This is a genomic window from Micromonospora sp. WMMD723, assembly GCF_049863385.1.
Taxonomy (GTDB): Bacteria; Actinomycetota; Actinomycetes; order Mycobacteriales; family Micromonosporaceae; genus Micromonospora; species Micromonospora wenchangensis.
The window spans coordinates 2,809,779-2,826,482 of record NZ_JBMKNR010000001.1; the positions used below are offsets into that span (position 1 = coordinate 2,809,779).

At 73.7% G+C, this 16,704-nt stretch carries 12 protein-coding genes and 1 pseudogene; 9 read left to right on the forward strand and 4 right to left on the reverse strand.

All coding sequences use genetic code 11. The features are described 5' to 3' along the window. The first annotated feature begins 3 nt into the window (after positions 1-3). From ACN261_RS12855 to ACN261_RS12870, 4 genes are all read left to right on the forward strand, one after another. On the forward strand, positions 4-1,284 hold the full coding sequence (locus ACN261_RS12855; RefSeq protein ID WP_425850218.1) for an ABC transporter permease: 1,281 nt from the start codon (positions 4-6) through the stop codon (positions 1,282-1,284). 164 nt (positions 1,285-1,448) lie between these two features. Continuing rightward, positions 1,449-2,159, forward strand: a complete 711-nt coding sequence (locus ACN261_RS12860) for a cytidine deaminase (protein ID WP_363654024.1) — start codon at positions 1,449-1,451, stop codon at positions 2,157-2,159. A gap of 52 nt (positions 2,160-2,211) precedes the next feature. Next, the gene (locus tag ACN261_RS12865; RefSeq protein ID WP_425850221.1) at positions 2,212-3,492 is read left to right on the forward strand and encodes a thymidine phosphorylase; all 1,281 of its coding nucleotides are present in this window, start codon (positions 2,212-2,214) and stop codon (positions 3,490-3,492) included. Between the two features lie 135 nt (positions 3,493-3,627). Beyond that, the gene (locus ACN261_RS12870) at positions 3,628-4,308 is read left to right on the forward strand and encodes a DUF4272 domain-containing protein (RefSeq protein WP_421485451.1); all 681 of its coding nucleotides are present in this window, start codon (positions 3,628-3,630) and stop codon (positions 4,306-4,308) included. A 49-nt stretch (positions 4,309-4,357) separates the two neighbouring features. On the opposite strand, the gene ACN261_RS12875 is transcribed toward ACN261_RS12870, so the two are convergent. Beyond that, positions 4,358-5,245, reverse strand: a complete 888-nt coding sequence (locus tag ACN261_RS12875; RefSeq protein ID WP_425853590.1) for a putative RNA methyltransferase — start codon at positions 5,243-5,245, stop codon at positions 4,358-4,360. A gap of 361 nt (positions 5,246-5,606) precedes the next feature. On the opposite strand from ACN261_RS12875, the gene ACN261_RS12880 reads away from it, so the two are divergent. Then, the gene (locus ACN261_RS12880) at positions 5,607-6,683 is read left to right on the forward strand and encodes an adenosine deaminase (protein ID WP_421485452.1); all 1,077 of its coding nucleotides are present in this window, start codon (positions 5,607-5,609) and stop codon (positions 6,681-6,683) included. A gap of 1 nt (position 6,684) precedes the next feature. On the opposite strand, the gene ACN261_RS12885 is transcribed toward ACN261_RS12880, so the two are convergent. Then, the gene (locus ACN261_RS12885) at positions 6,685-7,158 is read right to left on the reverse strand and encodes an ATP-binding protein (RefSeq protein ID WP_232378532.1); all 474 of its coding nucleotides are present in this window, start codon (positions 7,156-7,158) and stop codon (positions 6,685-6,687) included. A 322-nt stretch (positions 7,159-7,480) separates the two neighbouring features. Between ACN261_RS12885 and ACN261_RS12890 the strand changes: the two genes are divergently transcribed. The 4 genes from ACN261_RS12890 (at position 7,481) to ACN261_RS12905 (ending at position 12,607) form a co-directional block, all read left to right on the forward strand. After that, a complete protein-coding gene (locus tag ACN261_RS12890) occupies positions 7,481-11,140 on the forward strand; it encodes a nitrate- and nitrite sensing domain-containing protein (RefSeq protein WP_421485454.1) in 3,660 nt (1,219 codons plus the stop codon). Then, complete coding sequence (locus ACN261_RS12895; protein ID WP_067304724.1) at positions 11,137-11,541, forward strand: roadblock/LC7 domain-containing protein; 405 nt, start codon at positions 11,137-11,139, stop codon at positions 11,539-11,541. The genes ACN261_RS12890 and ACN261_RS12895 overlap by 4 nt, the downstream gene beginning before the upstream one ends. A gap of 93 nt (positions 11,542-11,634) precedes the next feature. Next, positions 11,635-12,012 carry a DUF742 domain-containing protein gene (locus ACN261_RS12900; RefSeq protein ID WP_088643989.1) on the forward strand — a complete coding sequence of 126 codons (378 nt, stop codon included), beginning with the start codon at positions 11,635-11,637 and terminating at the stop codon, positions 12,010-12,012. A 1-nt stretch (position 12,013) separates the two neighbouring features. Then, positions 12,014-12,607, forward strand: a complete 594-nt coding sequence (locus tag ACN261_RS12905) for a GTP-binding protein (RefSeq protein ID WP_088643912.1) — start codon at positions 12,014-12,016, stop codon at positions 12,605-12,607. Between the two features lie 368 nt (positions 12,608-12,975). Here ACN261_RS12905 and ACN261_RS12910 read toward each other — a convergent pair. Further along, positions 12,976-14,250, reverse strand: a pseudogene (locus ACN261_RS12910) (hypothetical protein); the annotation flags it as partial. Between the two features lie 1,334 nt (positions 14,251-15,584). Next, positions 15,585-16,634: a DNA primase gene (locus ACN261_RS12915; RefSeq protein WP_425850226.1), complete on the reverse strand. Its 1,050-nt coding sequence runs from the start codon at positions 16,632-16,634 to the stop codon at positions 15,585-15,587. Positions 16,635-16,704: the final 70 nt, after the last annotated feature.

The window sequence follows — 16,704 nt, forward strand, 5'->3', positions numbered from 1 at the left end:
GGCATGTCCACCACCGCTGTCCCCGACGTCGCCGTGGCCGCGGTCGACGAGGGTTTCTGGACCCGTCCCCGTAAGGTCGGCGCGGTCCTGCTGGCGCTGGGCGTGCTCGCCACCGTGCTGTTCGGGGCGCTGGCCACCGGCCAGCAGGCCCGGTTCACCCTCAGCGAGACCGAGGGCGGCGCGGCACTGGAGATCCAGGGGACCCTCGGCGCGATCCTGTTCGGGGTCGTCGCGGCCGGGGCCGGCGGCGCGCTGCTGGCCGGGGTCCCGAAGCGCTGGTTCACCCTGATCCTCGGGGTCGGGCTGGTCGCCTTCGTACTGAGCTTCCTGTGCTGGCAGGTCTCCGCCGCCCCCGAGGGCCGCAACTTCATGCCGATGGTCAACATCGTCCGGGGCACCTTCGTCCTGGCCCTGCCGCTGATCTTCGGTGCGCTGGCCGGGGTGCTCTGCGAGCGGTCCGGCGTGGTCAACGTCGCGATCGAGGGGCAGTTGCTGATGGGCGCGTTCAGCGGCGCGCTCTTCGGCAGCCTCAGCGGCAACGTCTGGGTGGGCCTGGTGGCGGCGGCGGTCGGTGGCGCGCTCATCTCGCTGCTGCTCGCCGTCTTCGCCATCCGCTACCTGGTCGACCAGGTCGTGATGGGTGTGGTGCTCAACCTGCTGGCGGTCGGCGTCACCGGCTTCCTCTACGAGCGGCTGATGCAGACCGACGCGGACACGTACAACAGCGCGCCGCGCTTCGGCAACTGGGAGATCCCGCTGCTGAAGGACATCCCGCTGCTCGGCCCGGCGCTGTTCCGGGGCAACATCTTCCTCTACCTCGGCCTGCTGCTGGTGCTGGTCATCCACCTCGCGCTGTTCCGCACCCGGTGGGGCCTGCGGACCCGGTCGGTGGGCGAGCACCCGACCGCCGCCGACACCCTCGGGGTCAAGGTGCTGAGCCTGCGGTACCGCAACGTGCTGCTGGCCGGCGTGGTGGCCGGCATCGGCGGCGCGTCGTACACCCTGGCGCTCTACAGCTTCACCAAGAACATGATCGGCGGAAAGGGCTTCATCGCCCTGGCCGCGCTGATCTTCGGCCGGTGGAGCCCGACCGGGGCGCTGCTCGCCGCGCTCTTCTTCGGCTTCGCCGACCAGCTCGCCACCTACCTCGGGGCGATCGGCAGCAGCATCCCCAACCAGTTCCTGGCGATGCTGCCCTACCTCGCGACCATCCTGGCCGTGGCCGGGCTGGTCGGTCGGGTCCGGGCACCCGCGGCCGACGGCAAGCCGTACGTGAAGGGCTGAGAGACCGGCCCGTGCGGGCCCGGCGGGGACCTCCCTGCCGGGCCCGCGTCGTCCCCGGCGGACGCCGTCCGGGGTACGGCCCCGGGCCGGCCGCCGGGAAGCGACGGGCGGCCGACCGGCACCCTTCCCGCACCCGGGTGGGGTGACCTGGGCAGAATGAGGGGATGAGCGAGATCGACTGGGAGCGCCTGCGGGCCGCCGCGACCGAGGTGATGCGGCACGCCTACGTGCCGTACTCGCAGTTCCCGGTCGGCGCGGCGGCCCTCGTCGACGACGGCCGGGTGGTGGTCGGCTGCAACGTGGAGAACGCCGGCTACGGGGTGACCCTGTGCGCCGAGTGCGGGGTGGTCTCGGCGCTGCACGCCACCGGCGGCGGCCGGCTGGTCGCGATGTCCTGCGTCGACGCGAACGGTGAGCCGTTGATGCCGTGTGGCAGGTGCCGGCAACTGCTCTGGGAGAACGGCGGCCCGGAGTGCCTGGTCGAGTCGAGGACCGGCCCGCTGCGGATGGCGGAGCTGCTGCCGCACGCCTTCGACGTGGCCGACATCGAGGCGGTCGTCGGCGAGAACCCGGTGCCGGTGGTGCCGGACCGGCTGGCCGCCTGGCGGGGGCGGGGCACCGTCTTCGTGCATCCGGACCTCTCCGCCGGGCAACAGGTCTGGACGGCGTACTGGGAACGGTCGGCGGGCGACAGCGACGAGGCCGGGCCCGGGGTGCTGGAGGAGGGCCCGAGCTGGGGCGACCCGGCGGAGGCGATCACCTGGGGGCTGGCCCGGACGCCCAGGGTCGTGGTGGTGGACGCGGAGGGCACCATCTTCTGGGCCGGCGAGGGCGAGCCGCCGGTGGAGATCCCGGCCCGCTGGGCCGCTTCCTGACCCGTCCGGCTCTCGCGCCGGTCACTGCAACGACTTCAGAGGGAACTCAACGGTGAGTGCTTTTACCGCGGTCGACGTCATCCGGGCCAAGCGGGACGGGGGTGTGCTCAGCGACGGCCAGATCGACTGGGTGGTCGACGCGTACACCCGGGGGCTGGTGGCCGACGAGCAGATGTCGGCGCTGGCCATGGCGATCCTGCTGCGCGGCATGTCGGTGCCGGAGATCGCCAGGTGGACCGCCGCGATGATCGCCAGCGGCGAGCGGCTGGACCTGTCGGCGGTGGACCGGCCGACGGTCGACAAGCACTCCACCGGCGGCGTCGGTGACAAGATCACCCTGCCGCTCACGCCGCTGGTCGCGGCGTGCGGCGGCGCGGTCCCGCAGCTCTCCGGCCGGGGGCTCGGGCACACCGGCGGCACCCTCGACAAGCTGGAGTCGATCCCCGGCTGGCGGGCCTCGTTGAGCAACGACGAGTTCATCGCCCAGCTCCGCGACGTCGGCGCGGTGATCTGCGCGGCCGGCGCCGCGCTCGCCCCGGCCGACCGCAAGCTGTACGCGCTGCGCGACGTCACCGGCACCGTCGAGGCGATTCCGCTGATCGCCAGCTCGATCATGAGCAAGAAGATCGCCGAGGGCACCGGGGCACTGGTCCTCGACGTCAAGGTCGGCTCCGGGGCGTTCATGAAGAACGTGGCCGACGCCCGCGAGCTGGCCCGGACGATGGTGGCGCTCGGCGACGCCCACGGGGTGCGCACGGTCGCCCTGCTCACCGACATGTCCACCCCGCTCGGGCTGACCGTGGGCAACGCCGTCGAGGTGGCCGAGTCGGTGCAGGTGCTCGCCGGCGGCGGCCCGGCCGACGTGGTGGAGCTGACCCTGGCCCTGGCCCGGGAGATGCTCGACGCGGCCGGTCTGCCCGACGCCGACCCGGCCGCCGCGCTACGCGACGGGCGGGCGATGGACGCCTGGCGCACGATGATCCGCGCCCAGGGCGGCGACCCGGACGCCAAGCTGCCCACCGCCAACGAGGTCGAAGTGGTCCGCGCCGACACCGACGGCTTCGTCGAGTCCGTCGACGCGTACGCGATCGGGGTGGCCGCGTGGCGGCTCGGCGCGGGGCGGGCCCGCAAGGAGGACCCGGTCAGTGCCGCCGCCGGGGTGGTGCTGCACAAGCGGCCCGGCGACCCGGTCCGGGTCGGCGAACCGCTGTACGAGCTGCGCGCCGACGACACGGTGCGGCTGCCGGCCGCACGCGCCGAGGCCGCCCTGGCGGTCCGGGTGTCGGCCACCGCGCCGTCGGCGTCGCCGCTGGTCATCGAGCGGATCGGCTGACCGTCGGCGGCACCTGACACCGGTCGGCCCGACAGGGGCCGACCGACGTGGTGCCGGTCGCGACGGAACGCTATCCTCCCTGGTCAGGGGGACCGAACGGCGGTGACGCCGCGTGAGCAGACAGGGAATCCGATCGTGCTGGTAGCCGCGCCCGATCCCCGCGAGGTCCGCGAGGCGAGCCTCGACGAGTTGTCCCGGTTACGCCTGCCCCTGCCGCCGGCCCAGTTTCCCCTGGTCTGGGAGCCGGGCGACGAGATCGAACTGCGGCCCACCGTGGAGATCGAGGCGCGCATCGCGGTGCTGCACCTGATCCTGGCCCGCTGCTTCGGGATGCCGGCGCAGACGGCGATGAGCTGGCTGCTCGAATCCCACCTGGTCGACATGGTCACTCCGCCCGAGTGGCAGTTCGTGGTGGGCGGCAAGGGCGACCACCGCTCGTTCGTCCTGCACCACGACGCGCTCTTCTCGCTGTCCTGGGTGCTGGGCCTGAGCAAGCAGCTCGATCCGACCATCCCGGTGGACGAGCGGCTGGTGGAGCGGATGCCGTACCTGGCCGGCGGGGAGACCTTCGGTCAGTGGCGGGCCCGCATCCTGGCCGCCCCGCAGCACCCGGCGGACGCCGCCGCCCTGCTCGACCTGCACTACTGCCTGGACTGGGCGTACCTGGAGGTGGAGAAGTCGGGGCACCGGCTGCCCGGCCTGGTGGACGCGAACGCGATCGGCCAGCGCCGGTGGGCGTTGGAGTGGGCGGTGATGCTGCGGGGCCCCTACCACGACGAGCCGCCCGGCTGGGAAGAGGTCGACCTCTCCACCTGAGCGTTCCCGCGTCCGGCGGCGTCGCCCTCCCGGGTCCGTCGCGCCGTGGTCAGCGGGGTCGCCAGGCGGTGAGACGTACCGAGGCGGTCACCGCGACCGGGGTGGGCAGTGCGTCGATCGCGGCGGCGAGCCGCGCCGGGTCGGTGTGCCAGGCGCTCGGCCCCATCCCGACCAGGGTGCCGACCTCGGCCCGGTCGAGGGTGAGCCGGGCGGTGTGCACGGTGGTGTGCTCCGGCGTGAACCGCCCGGCGAGGCTGTCCGCGACCCGGTCGGCCTTGGCCGGGTCGACCCGCAGCAGCCCGAGCACGTCGACCAGCTCGCCGAGGTGGGCGTCGGTGGGGGTGACCACCAGCAGCATCCCGGCCGGGTGCAGCACCCGGTGGAACTCGTCGCCGTTGCGCGGGGCGAAGACGTCGAGCAGCACGGCCACCGACCGGTCGGCCAGCGGCAACCGCTGCCAGGTGTCGGCGAGCGCGGCGGCGGCGCGCGGGTGGGCACGGGCGGCGCGGCGCAGCGCCGGCTTGGCGACGTCCAGGGCCAGGCCGACGGCGTCCGGCCACGCCGAAAGCACCGCCGCGAGGTGCCGGCCGGTGCCCGCCCCGGCCTCCACCACCAGCGGGTACGTCCCGAAGCCCATCCCCTCCGACCCGCCCGCCTCGGCCCGTTTTCGCGCTTCGGCGGGCGTTGCCAGTGCGGATGCCGCCGCCCCGGCCAGTGCGGACGAGATCATGTCGTAGTGCCCGGCGGCCAGGAAGTCGGCGCGGGCGGCGACCATCTCGGCGGTGTCCCCGACGTGCGGGGCCCGGCCGGCGAGCAGGGTGACGTACCCCTGGCGGGCCAGGTCGAAGCTGTGCCGGCGGGGGCAGCGCAGGGCGCGGGTGTCGGTGGCGGCGGCCAGCGGCTCGGCGCAGACCGGGCAGCGCAGCCGGGCGACGATCTGCGGGTGCGTCGCGTCGACGGGCTGCTCGAACGGGTGCGGCGCGGTCACCCGCAGCAGCCTACGGCGCGCAACCGGCCGGCCCGTCGGCATGCCCGCCCGACGCCTGTGTGCCCCCGGCTCGGGTGGTCCCGCCCGGACTCGGGGTCCCGCCGGACTCGGACGGTCCCGCCCGACGCAGGTGGGGCGGTGTTGCGGTGTCCGCTCGCGCTGATGCCGCTGTACCGGCGACATTGTCCCCGGGGCGCGTCCGGGGCGCGTGCGGGGCGCGTGCGGGCCGCGTCCGGGGCGGGTCCGGCGCGCGGGTCGGCCCGCGCGAGCCTGATCGCGGGCGGGCGGGGGGCGTGACTAGGGTCGGGGGATGGTCGCAATCCGATACGAGGACATCGTCAAGGTCCCGAAGGCGCTGCTGCACGATCACCTCGACGGCGGCCTGCGGCCGGCGACGGTCGTCGAGCTGGCCGCCGAGGTGGGCCACGAGCTGCCGAGCACCGATCCCGACGCGCTCGGCCGATGGTTCGCGGAGGCGGCGCACTCCGGTTCCCTGGAGCGCTACCTGGAGACGTTCGCGCACACCGTCGCGGTCATGCAGACCGCCCCGGCGCTGCGTCGGGTGGCCCGGGAGTGCGCGCTCGACCTGGCCGCCGACGGCGTGGTGTACGCCGAGGTCCGGTTCGCCCCCGAGCAGCACCTGGAGCAGAACCTCACCCTGGACGAGGTCGTCGAGGCGGTCGTCGCCGGCTTCGTCGAGGGCAGCGCGGAGGCCGCTGCGGCGGGCACCCCGATCCGGGTCGGCACCCTGCTCACCGCGATGCGGCACGCCGCCCGGTCGCAGGAGATCGCCGAGCTGGCCGTCCGGCACCGTGACGCCGGGGTGGTGGGCTTCGACATCGCCGGTGCCGAGGCCGGGTTCCCGCCCACCCGCCACCTGGACGCCTTCGAGTATCTCCAGCGGGAGAACTTCCACTTCACCATCCACGCCGGTGAGGCGTTCGGGCTGCCGTCGATCTGGCAGGCGATCCAGTGGTGCGGGGCGGACCGGCTCGGCCACGGGGTGCGGATCGTCGACGACATCACCCCGGGGCCGGTGCCGACGCTCGGCCGGCTGGCGGCGTACGTGCGGGACAAGCGCATCCCGCTGGAGCTGTGCCCGTCGTCGAACGTGCAGACCGGTGCGGTGGCGTCGATCGCCGAGCACCCGATCGGGCTGCTGCGGGAGCTGCGGTTCCGGGTGACGGTGAACACCGACAACCGGCTGATGAGCGGCACCTCGATGTCGCGCGAGATGGCGTTGCTGGTGGAGAACTTCGGCTACGGCTGGAAGGAACTCCAGTGGTTCACGGTCAACGCGATGAAGAGCGCCTTCATCCCGTTCGACGAGCGGTTGGCGCTCATCGACGAGGTGATCAAGCCGGCGTACGCGAAGCTGATCGGCTGACTCAGCGGTGCGGGTGGCCGGCGACCAGGTCGGCCACCCGGCGCAGGAACTCCCGCGCGTGCGCGGCCTCGGCACCGAGGCCGGTCTGCCGACGCAGCACCGCCGGTTCGGCGCGCAGCAGCGCCAGCCCGCGCCGGATCAGCACCCTCGGCGCCTTGCGCTGTTCGGACAGGTCCCGGGCCAGCCGCCGGACGAAGGTGGCCCCGCGCGGCCGGCGCAGCGCGTACGCCCCGGCGAGCAGCCCCCGGCGGCGGCATTCCGCGACGATCTCGGCGGCGAAAATCCCTTCGGCGATGAAGAGTGGCGATCCGGTCACCTCGAATGGCCGGGTGGCCACCCGTCGATCCGCACCGATCGCATAGACCGGCACATCGGCCCGGCCCTGCTGGGCCAGTCGGGCAATTGTCTCCACCGCTGTTCCCGCGTCCCACGACTCGGGCGCGTCCCAGTCGACCAGTCCGTTCTGTCGCGGCAACGTAGGGTCATCACCGTTCTTGTAGAAGTCGTCCAGGCAGAGCACGGGAAGGCCGGTTCGTTGCGCTATGTACGACTTTCCGGACCCGGAGGGCCCGGCGAGGAGCACGACGCGGTGGCGATATTCCATTACTTTGGGTAACTCCGGAAAGACGGATTGCGATCAAATTGCATCAACATCTCATCACACCTCCGGCGACCGACAACCTGGGCTTTCTCTTTCAGGGGAGGCGTGATGGAATCTCGGAGGTCCGACCCGCCGGGTCGGCCGCTGGGCGTTGCCCGTGGCAACGCGGAGACGCTGTAATCGCGAGGGCGGTGACGTGAGCAAACGGCCAACGACGGCGAACTCCTTCCTGTCGCGTCTGCGTCGGCCGGCCGGCCGGCTCCGCGACATGCCGATCTGGTCCAAGCTCGGGCTGATCATGATCGTGCCGACCATCGCCACGGTCGTCGTGGGCACCAGCGGACTGGTGGACCACCTGCAGACGCTCAACAACGCCAACCGGGCCGGTGACCTGGCCAACCTGGTGGGTTACTCAGGCGACCTCGTCAACACCCTCCAGGACGAGCGCACCAACGCCGTCCTCCTGCTCGGCTCGCCCAAGGGGCAGGCCCGCGCCCAATACCAGGAGGCGTACAACCGGGTCAACCAGCGGGTCGACCAGTCCAAGGCGCCGTACTCGCAGCAGCGGGCCGAGATCGAGGGACTGCCGGCCTCCCTGGAGACGCAGCTCGACCGGATCGACAGCGACCTGACCGAGATGCCCGGCATCCGCAGCCAGGTCTACAACGGCAAGCTCCGGCTCAGCGAGGCGGTCAGCCGGTACACCGGCCTGATCAACAACCTGATCACCATCCGTGACTCGGCCACCCAGCTCGCCGGCGACAACGACCTCAGCGACCAGATGCGCGCCGCCGCCGCGATGGCCCGCGCCAAGGAGTACGCCTCCGTCCGCCGGATCGCGGTGCACCAGGTGCTGCTCCAGAAGGCGTACACCCCGGCCCTGCGTGAGCTGTACATCTCCAGCAACACCGGTGAGCAGCAGGCCCTGCAGAGCTTCCAGGCCGTGGCGAGCCGCGCCGAACGCGAGTTCCAGGACCAGACCGTCTCCGGCTCCGACCGGCGGCAGGCCGACATCTACGCCGGTCAGGTCAGCGCGCTCAACGGCGACAAGCTCGACGGCCTCACCTTCAGCACCGACCAGTGGGACGCGGCCATGGTCGCGTACGCCCAGCTCAACCGGGCCGTCGAGGTGCGCCTCGACAGCGACGTGGTGGCCAAGGCCGACGAGCTGCGCTCCGACGTGCAGCGTCAGGTCTTCCTGGAGACCGGCCTGCTGTTGAGCATGCTGCTGCTGGCGATCCTCTTCGCCTACCTGGTCGCCCGGTCGATGGCCCGCTCCCTGCGGGAACTGCGCCAGGGCGCCCTGTCCATCGCCCAGTTCGGCCTGCCACAGGCCGTGGCCCGGCTGCGCGACCCGCAGTTCACCGGCCAGCAGTCCCCGGACCAGCTGGCCAACCAGATCGCCGAGCCGCTGCCGGTCCGCAGCCGCGACGAGTTCGGCCAGGTGACCGAGGCGTTCAACGCCGTCCACCTGGAGGCCGTCCGGACGGCCGCCGAGCAGGCCGCGCTCCGCTCCTCGGTCGCGACGATGTTCGTCAACCTCGCCCGCCGTTCGCAGATCCTGGTCGACCGGCTGATCGGCCACCTCGACCGGCTGGAACGCGGCGAGGAGGACCCCGACCGCCTGGCCGAGCTGTTCCAGCTCGACCACCTGGCCACCCGGATGCGCCGCAACGACGAGAACCTGCTGGTCCTCGCCGGTGCCGACTCGACCCGCGTGCAGCGTGAACCGGCCGCCCTGATCGACGTGCTGCGCGCCGCCCAGTCCGAGGTCGAGCACTACACCCGGATCGAGTTCGGGGTCATCGACCGGGACATCGAGGTCTCCGCGCACGCGGTCAACGACCTGGTGCACCTGGTCGCCGAGCTGTTCGACAACGCGACCGCGTTCTCCCCGCCGGACTCCCAGGTGATGGTCGAGGCCCGTCGGGTCGGCGACCGCGCGTCGCTCTACGTGGAGGACCGGGGCATCGGCATCAGTGCCGAGCAGCTGACCGACCTCAACGAGCGGCTCGCCACGCCACCCCAGGTCGACGTGGCCGTCTCCCGGATGATGGGCCTGGTCGTGGTGGCCCGGCTGGCGTCCCGGCACGGCGTCAAGGTCGAGCTGCGTCCCGGCACCGACCGGGGCACCGTGGCCGAGGTCGTCCTGCCCACGTCGGTACTGGTGCCCCGTGCGCTCACCGGCCGGGCCCCCGGCACGCCGGGCCTGCCGGCCGCAGGGCCGCAGTTCGGCGGCGGGTCCGCCCCGGCGTTCGGTGGCGCCGCGTCGGCCTTCGGTGGCTCCGGTGCCACACCGGCCTTCGGCGGTGCCGGTGCCGCGCCGGCCTTCGGTGCGCTTCCCGCCCTCGGCAACGGCCAACCGCCGGCCCCCCGGCCGGGCGACTCCGGCAACCAGGTCACCCTCGGCGGTCGGCCCTTCGACCCGGCACCGCGCAACGGCTCGGCCGCCCCCGCCAACGGCGGGCGCGGAATGCCCGCCTGGTCCGACCTCACCGGTGCCAGCGGGATCAACGGCGGCGACGGCTTCACCAACCCACGGGCCACCAACGGGCACGCGATCGACCCGCTGCCGCAGCGGCGGAGCACCGACGACCCGGACAGCACCGGCCAGCAGCCGGTCATTCCGCGCCAGCTGCCGAGCAGCCCCGAGGCCCGGCCGTACAGCTCCCCGCCGGTGCCGTCGGTGCCGCCGGTGTCGGCCCCGCCGCTGCCGCCCGCGTACCCGGTCGCCCCGGTGTCCGGCCAGCCCGTCTCGGGCCAGCCGGTCTCCGGCTACCCGGTGTCCGGTCAACCGGTCTCGGGTCAGCCCGTCTCGGGTCAGCCGACGTCCGGTTACCCGGTGTCGGGCCAGCCTGCCCCGGGCTACCCGGTGTCGGCGTCCCCGTACGCCGGTCAGCCGGGCCCGGTCGCGCCGGTCTCCGGGTCGCCCACCGGTCCGCTGCCGTCCCGGCCCACCTCGGGCGGGGCCGCGCCGGGTGCCGCCGCCCCGCCGGCCTGGCCGCCGGTCGCGAACCCGGAGAGGGACACGGCCACCCCGCCGGTTCCCGAGCGGCTCGCCGCCGCGCTGGACATGACCACCGAGCTGCCCCGGGTGCCCCGCTCCGAGCCGGCGGCGCCGGTCACGCGGCAGCCCGCCCCGCCGGTGCGGGCCGCCCAGACGACGCCGGCCAACCGGCCCTCGGCACCGCAGCAGGTTCCCCAGCAGCGGTACGCGGACGAGACGATGGAGCTGCCGATCTTCCGGGAGCTGGAGTCGGCCTGGTTCCGTACCCGTAAGCCCGGCCCCGAGGACGCGGCCGGCGTCAAGCAGGCGGCCAACGGCACGACGGCCACCCACGCAGCCGTCGACACCGCCGGTCACCCGGCCCAGTACACCGCACCAGGGACGACAGGTAGCGCACCGATGGCAGACACTGCGCCGGCCGGTGGCGTGCCGCGTGACAACGGGTCGACAGTGAACGGTGGCGGGTTCCCCGGTCGGGGCGAGAGCCCGGCGAACCGACGTTCCGCCGCGCAGCCCGCCGGCTGGCAGACCGCCGCCGACGAGGGCTGGCGGGCCGCGGTGGCCGCGACCGAGGCGCCGGTGGCCGGCACCACCCAGACCGGTCTGCCGAAGCGGACGCCGATGGCGCAGCTCGTACCGGGGGCTATCGAGAAGCCGACCACGTCGGTGCAGCGGCGGACGCCGGAGGCGGTCAGGGGGCTGCTCTCGGCCTACCATCGAGGTGTGCAACGCGGCCGGACCACCTCGGACAACCCCACCAACCCGGACGCGACTCCGGGCGGGCAGCAATCCTCGTCGTCTGGCTCCGGCCTGGCGGGCGGGAGCGGGCAGAAGGAGCATGAAGGATGACAACTACGCAGGATCTGGGTTGGCTGCTGGCCAACTTCGCCGACCGGGTGCCGGGTGTCGCGCACGCGGTCGCGGTCTCCGCCGACGGCCTGCTCCTCGCTTCGTCGCGTGACCTGCCCCGGGACCGGGCCGACCAGCTGGCCGCGATCGCGTCCGGCCTGGTCAGCCTGACCCAGGGCGCGGCCCGCTGCTTCGAGGGCGGCGCGGTGTTGCAGACCGTCGTCGAGATGGACAACGGTTTCCTGTTCCTGATGTCCATCTCGGACGGGTCGTCGTTCGCCGTCCTGGCCGCGCGCAGCTGCGACGTCGGTCAGGTCGGGTACGAGATGGCGCTGTTGGTCGACCGGGTCGGTGACGCGCTCACGCCGCAGGCCCGTACGGCTGTCGGGATGATGGGCTGACCGGGCTGACCGCCTGGTCGGCACGGGACGACAAGAACGACGGGTTCCACCGGGTGAGAGCCGGTGCCGGGGACGAAGGAGGTGAGCGGCGACATGGTCGATCGTGACGAACCGACAGGGGCGTTGGTCCGACCGTACGCCGTGACCCGTGGTCGTACCCGTCCCCGGCTCGACATCGCCCTGGAGGCGCTCGTCGAGACGACGGTGCGCGGTCGCGCTGCTGCCGGTGGCAACGGCGGTCAGGGCCGGGAGCACCAGTACATCGCCGCGCTGTGTGACGGACGTGTGCAGTCGCTCGCCGAGATCGCGGCGCGGATGCAGCTCCCGCTCGGCGTGGCCCGGGTGCTCATCGCCGACATGGCGACGGACGGCCTGGTCGCGGTCCACGAGCCGACCATCTTGGACGACTCGGACGACGCGGTGGGCACTGAACTGCTGGAGAGGGTGCTGAGTGGACTTCGCAGGCTCTGACATGTCGCAGCGGCCGCCTGCCCCGAACGGGCGCGTGACGTCGGCGAAGATCGTTATCGCCGGTGGGTTCGGCGTCGGCAAGACGACGCTGGTCGGCTCGGTCTCGGAGATCACGCCGCTGACCACCGAGGCCATCATGACCTCCGCCGGTGTGGGCGTCGACGACACCCGGCAGGTGCCGGGCAAGACGACGACCACGGTGGCGATGGACTTCGGCCGTATCTCGATCGACCGGGATCTGATCCTGTACCTGTTCGGTACGCCCGGTCAGACGCGGTTCTGGTTCATGTGGGACGAACTGGTCCGGGGTGCCATCGGTGCCGTGGTGCTGGTCGACACCCGTCGGTTGGCCGACTGCTTCGCGGCGATCGACTTCTTCGAGCATCGGCGGCTGCCGTACCTGGTGGCGATCAACTGCTTCGACGGGATGCAGTACCACGACCCGCAGGACGTCCGGGACGCGCTGGCGATCTCGACCGACGTGCCGGTGGTCGCCTGCGACGCCCGGAACCGGGAGTCGACCAAGCACGTGCTCATCTCGTTGGTCGAGTACGTGCTGACCATGCGCCGTTCGCGCGCGGTCGCGCCGGCCTGACCGACTCCGTACGCGCCCGGTGGCGGCTTCGGCCGCGACCGGGCGCGTCCGTGTTCCCGGTCCGGTATGCCGGCAGGCGGCTCTCCGCCCTCGTGCTCTCCGTGCCCCGCGCGGCCGGTGACCCGCGCGCCACGAGAGGCAGGTCCCCGGCGGTCGTGTCCGCATGGCGTGGTGGGGATTCCTGGGGCCGGGCGCAGAGGTGTGGTGCCCCAGCCGGTGCGCCGGCTCTGCGGGCCGGCTCTGCGGGCCGCTGCGCGGGTCGACGGCCTGGGAGGACCCCCGGGGGTGGGGCGGGTGCGTTGAGGGCCGCACAACGGCGCTGGCCCGACCGGATGAACCGGTCGGGCCAGCGGTGAGTCGTCAGAGGGTCAGGACCGGTAGCCGGCGGAGCGGAACTCGTACTCCCGGTCGTCGTCCCGCTCGGTCGGGTCGCGGCTGAAGTCCCAGCCGCCAGCCGCCTCCCGGCCGGGTCGGCCGCCGACGGCGAAACCGCCGATCTCCTGGCCACGACGCCAACCACGGAAGTAGCCGGTGGTGTTCTCGGCGAGGCTCGCCGCGTCCCGGACGATCCGCAGCGGACGCTCCTCGCGCAGCGGCGACCCGGGCACCAGGTTGGCCTGCGGCACCCGCTTGGGCAGCCCGGCGGAGGTCTCCGCGCCGACGGCCGGCTGCGCCACCTTCTCGGCGGCCTGCCAACCGGTGTCGGCGGTCGACGACCACTCCAGGTCGCTCTCGTCGCTGTGCCCGACGAACCAGGCCGACTTGGCCTGGGCGAAGATCAGCAGGTCGCCGTCTCCCTCGTCGGAGACGGGTGGCGGGCGGTGCTCCATCGGGGCGGGACGGCGTTCGGCCGGTTCCGGTCGCCGCTCCAGGCCCGGCCGGTCACCGCGGGCCGGCCGCTCGACCCGGTCGAGAAGCTCCGGCCGTTCCGCACGGTCGAGCCGTTCGGGGCGGTCGGCGGGCCGGTCCAGCCGACCGGGCCGCTCGGCCCGGGTGGGGCGGTCCAGCTGCTCCGCCCGGTGGGGTCGTCCGGCCCGGCCGGCCTCGTCCCGGTCCACCAGCCGCAGCGGCGGGGTGTCCAGGTGCGGGTCGGCGGGGGGGTCCAGCCCGTCCCGCAGGGCCCGGTCGGCCAGCGGTGGCGGCTCCACCAGCCGCAACATCGGCGGCTCCTGCGGCAGGTCGTCGGCGAGCCACGGCGGGGTGATGCGCCGGCCGGCACCGGCGTCGGTGGGCGCGTCGGCCGGCCGGCCGCCCCGCTCGCCGTATGCCGGCACCACCGGGTTGTTGGCGGAGCTGTCGGCCGGATCCTCCGGGTTGTTGACCAGCGGCCAGTTCGCCCGCGAGCCGGGCGGGGCGGTGGGCTGCTCCGGCTCGGGCCGGCTGACCGGCACCGGGACGTTCAGGTCGGTGGCGCTGAATCCGCCGGTGGGGGCGGAGAGCGCACCGGCGGTCTTCGGCCGGGGCGGGATCACGGTGCGCTGCCGCTCGGCGCGGGCGTTGTTGATCGCGGCGGTGGTCAGCGTCGGCCGGAACGGCTCACCGGCCTCGGCGGGCGGCACGGTGCCGCGCTGTGCCGGAGCGATCGGGGTGATCCCCGGGGGAGGCGGCGGCGGGGCCGAGACCGGCCGGTTCGTCGGGGCGTCCATCCCGCGACGGATCGGCGGGATCATGGTGGTCGGAGCGTCCGATCCGCGATGGACCGCCGGCATGCCCGGGTCGGTACGCGCGGGCGGCACCGAGGTCGGCAGGCCGGCCGCAGCGGCCGGGGTGACCGGTGCCGGGGCCACCGGCGGCGGCGTGATCGGGGCGGGTGCCACCGGCGGCGGGCCGAGCGGTCGGGGCGCGGCCGGCATGCCGCTGCCGGGGACCGGCTCGGGACGACTACGACGGCCGGTCGGCACCGGCGGCGCCGGCTCGGCGGGCCGGACCGGACGCAGCCCGGGGCCGGTGCCGCTGATCCCGGTCAGCTCGGCGACCTGCTCGCCCCGACGGGCGGCGGCGCGGCGACCGGGCAACGGGCTCGGGGCGCTGACCCGGGTGGCGAGCGCGCCCACCAGGGCCTCGCAGCCGGCGTCACAGGCGCGCACCGCAGCGACCGACTGCCTGACGGTCTCGGCGACGGCGGAGGTGAGCGCCCGGTTGACGGTGGCCCGGCGTGGGGTCTCGGAGACGGCCACCCGCAGCGCGGTGACCGCCGCCTCGATCTCGCCGGCCTCGGCGACCCCGTCGGCGGTGAGCCGTGCGGTGACCGCCTCGGCGGCCACCGACATGTCCCGCCCCCGGGCCGACGTGCCGGTGAGCATGTTCGGCTCGGGCAACGCGTCGAGGACGGCCAGCGCCACCGGCTCGGCCGGGTCCGGGTAGGCGCGCAGGGCCGCCGGGTAGAGCTCGCGCAGCACCTCGCGCAGGGCCACGGCGGCGGAGTGCCGGCCGCTGGACAGGGCGGCGTGGGCGGAGAGGACCTGCTTGAAACCGGCCAGGTCCCGGGGTGCCGGCAGGGTGACCGCGGAGAGCGCGCCGGCCTGGAGGGCGCGGGCCAGGCCCACCGCCCGCCGCTCGGCCGGCGCGGACTGCATCTCCTCCAGGGAGTCGTCGTCGGCGAACCGCTCGGCGAAGTCGTCGACCGAGTCGTCGTCGGCGATCGCGAGTGGACGGCCGGCCGCGCTCAGCAGTGAGGTGACCGCGTGGTCGTCGCTGTCGGCCGCGATCGCCACGCCGCTCGGCCCGCCCGACCGCTCCACGAACAGCGTGACGAGCCGGGCGTAGCCGGCCGCGTCGTCGCTGATCTCGTGGACATGCAGCAGACGGCCTGCGTCGTCGACCACGGCGGACGTCAGCGTCGATCCGGCCGAGGCCGGTCGGTCGGCCGGATCTGCCGAGGCCAGACCGCAGTACACGCGCACGAGCGCCAAGGCGTCGTCCTCCTCCCGGGACACCGGTCTATTCACTGCCAGCCACTGATGCTCCCCGCTCGGGGTCAGTCGCGCCAGTCCACGACGGCAGAGATCTTGCCGACAATGGTGCGCCATCCCAAGCTTGCGGTCTGGGCCCCGATTTTTTTCAGCCGCCTACGGCCGAGAAAACCACCGACTCCGCCGTTGACAGAAGCGCGCAGCGCCTCGTCGAGGTCGTCGAGGCTGGAACCGGCCGAGAGCATGTCCAGCACGGCGGGTAGCCGCAGCGCGTACGACAGGTCGCGGGCGACCTCGCCGGCCTCGATGAGCAGGGTCGGGTCCCACGTGTCGTGCCCGCCGCGCAGGTTCTCCACGACCAGGTCGAGTTCGTAGGTGTCCTCGTCGCGCGGGGCGATGTCGGCGGGCTCCACCCGTTCGGACAGTTCATTCCAACCGTCCAGTTGAGACAGGTCGTTGGGCGCGCCGGAACGGATGAAGCTGACCAAGGACTCGGGCGTCTTGAACAGCAGCAGCCGGCCCTTGTGGCTCAGGAAGACCGGCACCTCCTCGTCGCCCTCGGCGTCGGCGTCCTCGTCGCTGTCGTCGTCGGTGTCCGGGTCGTCGTCGGTGGCGTCGGCGTCCGGGTCGACGGCGTCGGTGTCCGCGTCGGCGGTGTCGCGCTTGCGGTCGGCCCGCTTGCCCTTGCCGTCGCCCTCGGCCTTGGTGTCCGCCTCGTCGTCCTCGGCCGTGAGTGCGGCGAACTCCTCGTCGAGGATGATCACCTCGTCGTCGTCCTCGGCCTCGACGACCTGACGCCGGGCCAGGAAGGGATCGTCCTCGTCGCGCTCGACGACGTCCGTCGGGGTCAGCTCGCGTGCCGGCCGGTACGCCCGGAGGGTGAAGCCGGTGCCGGCGGGCAGGGCGATCTCGACCGGATCGATGTTCAGCTCTTCCCAGAGCGAGCGGTCGACCGGGCCGGACTCCACGTCGGGCCCGGTCGGCCCATCGGTGTCGCCGAGCTCGGGTTCGTCGGCGTCGGGCCGTTGGGGCGACTGGCGGGCCACGCTGACCTCCGTGTGCGTCGGGTTTACCCACCCGGCGACCGCGCGGTCGCCGAGTGACTCTGGGCACATACCCTAATGGGCGTCCCTGCGTCGGCGGACCCCGCACCCCGGCGGTGGCGCGAACCCGCACCTCGGCGGC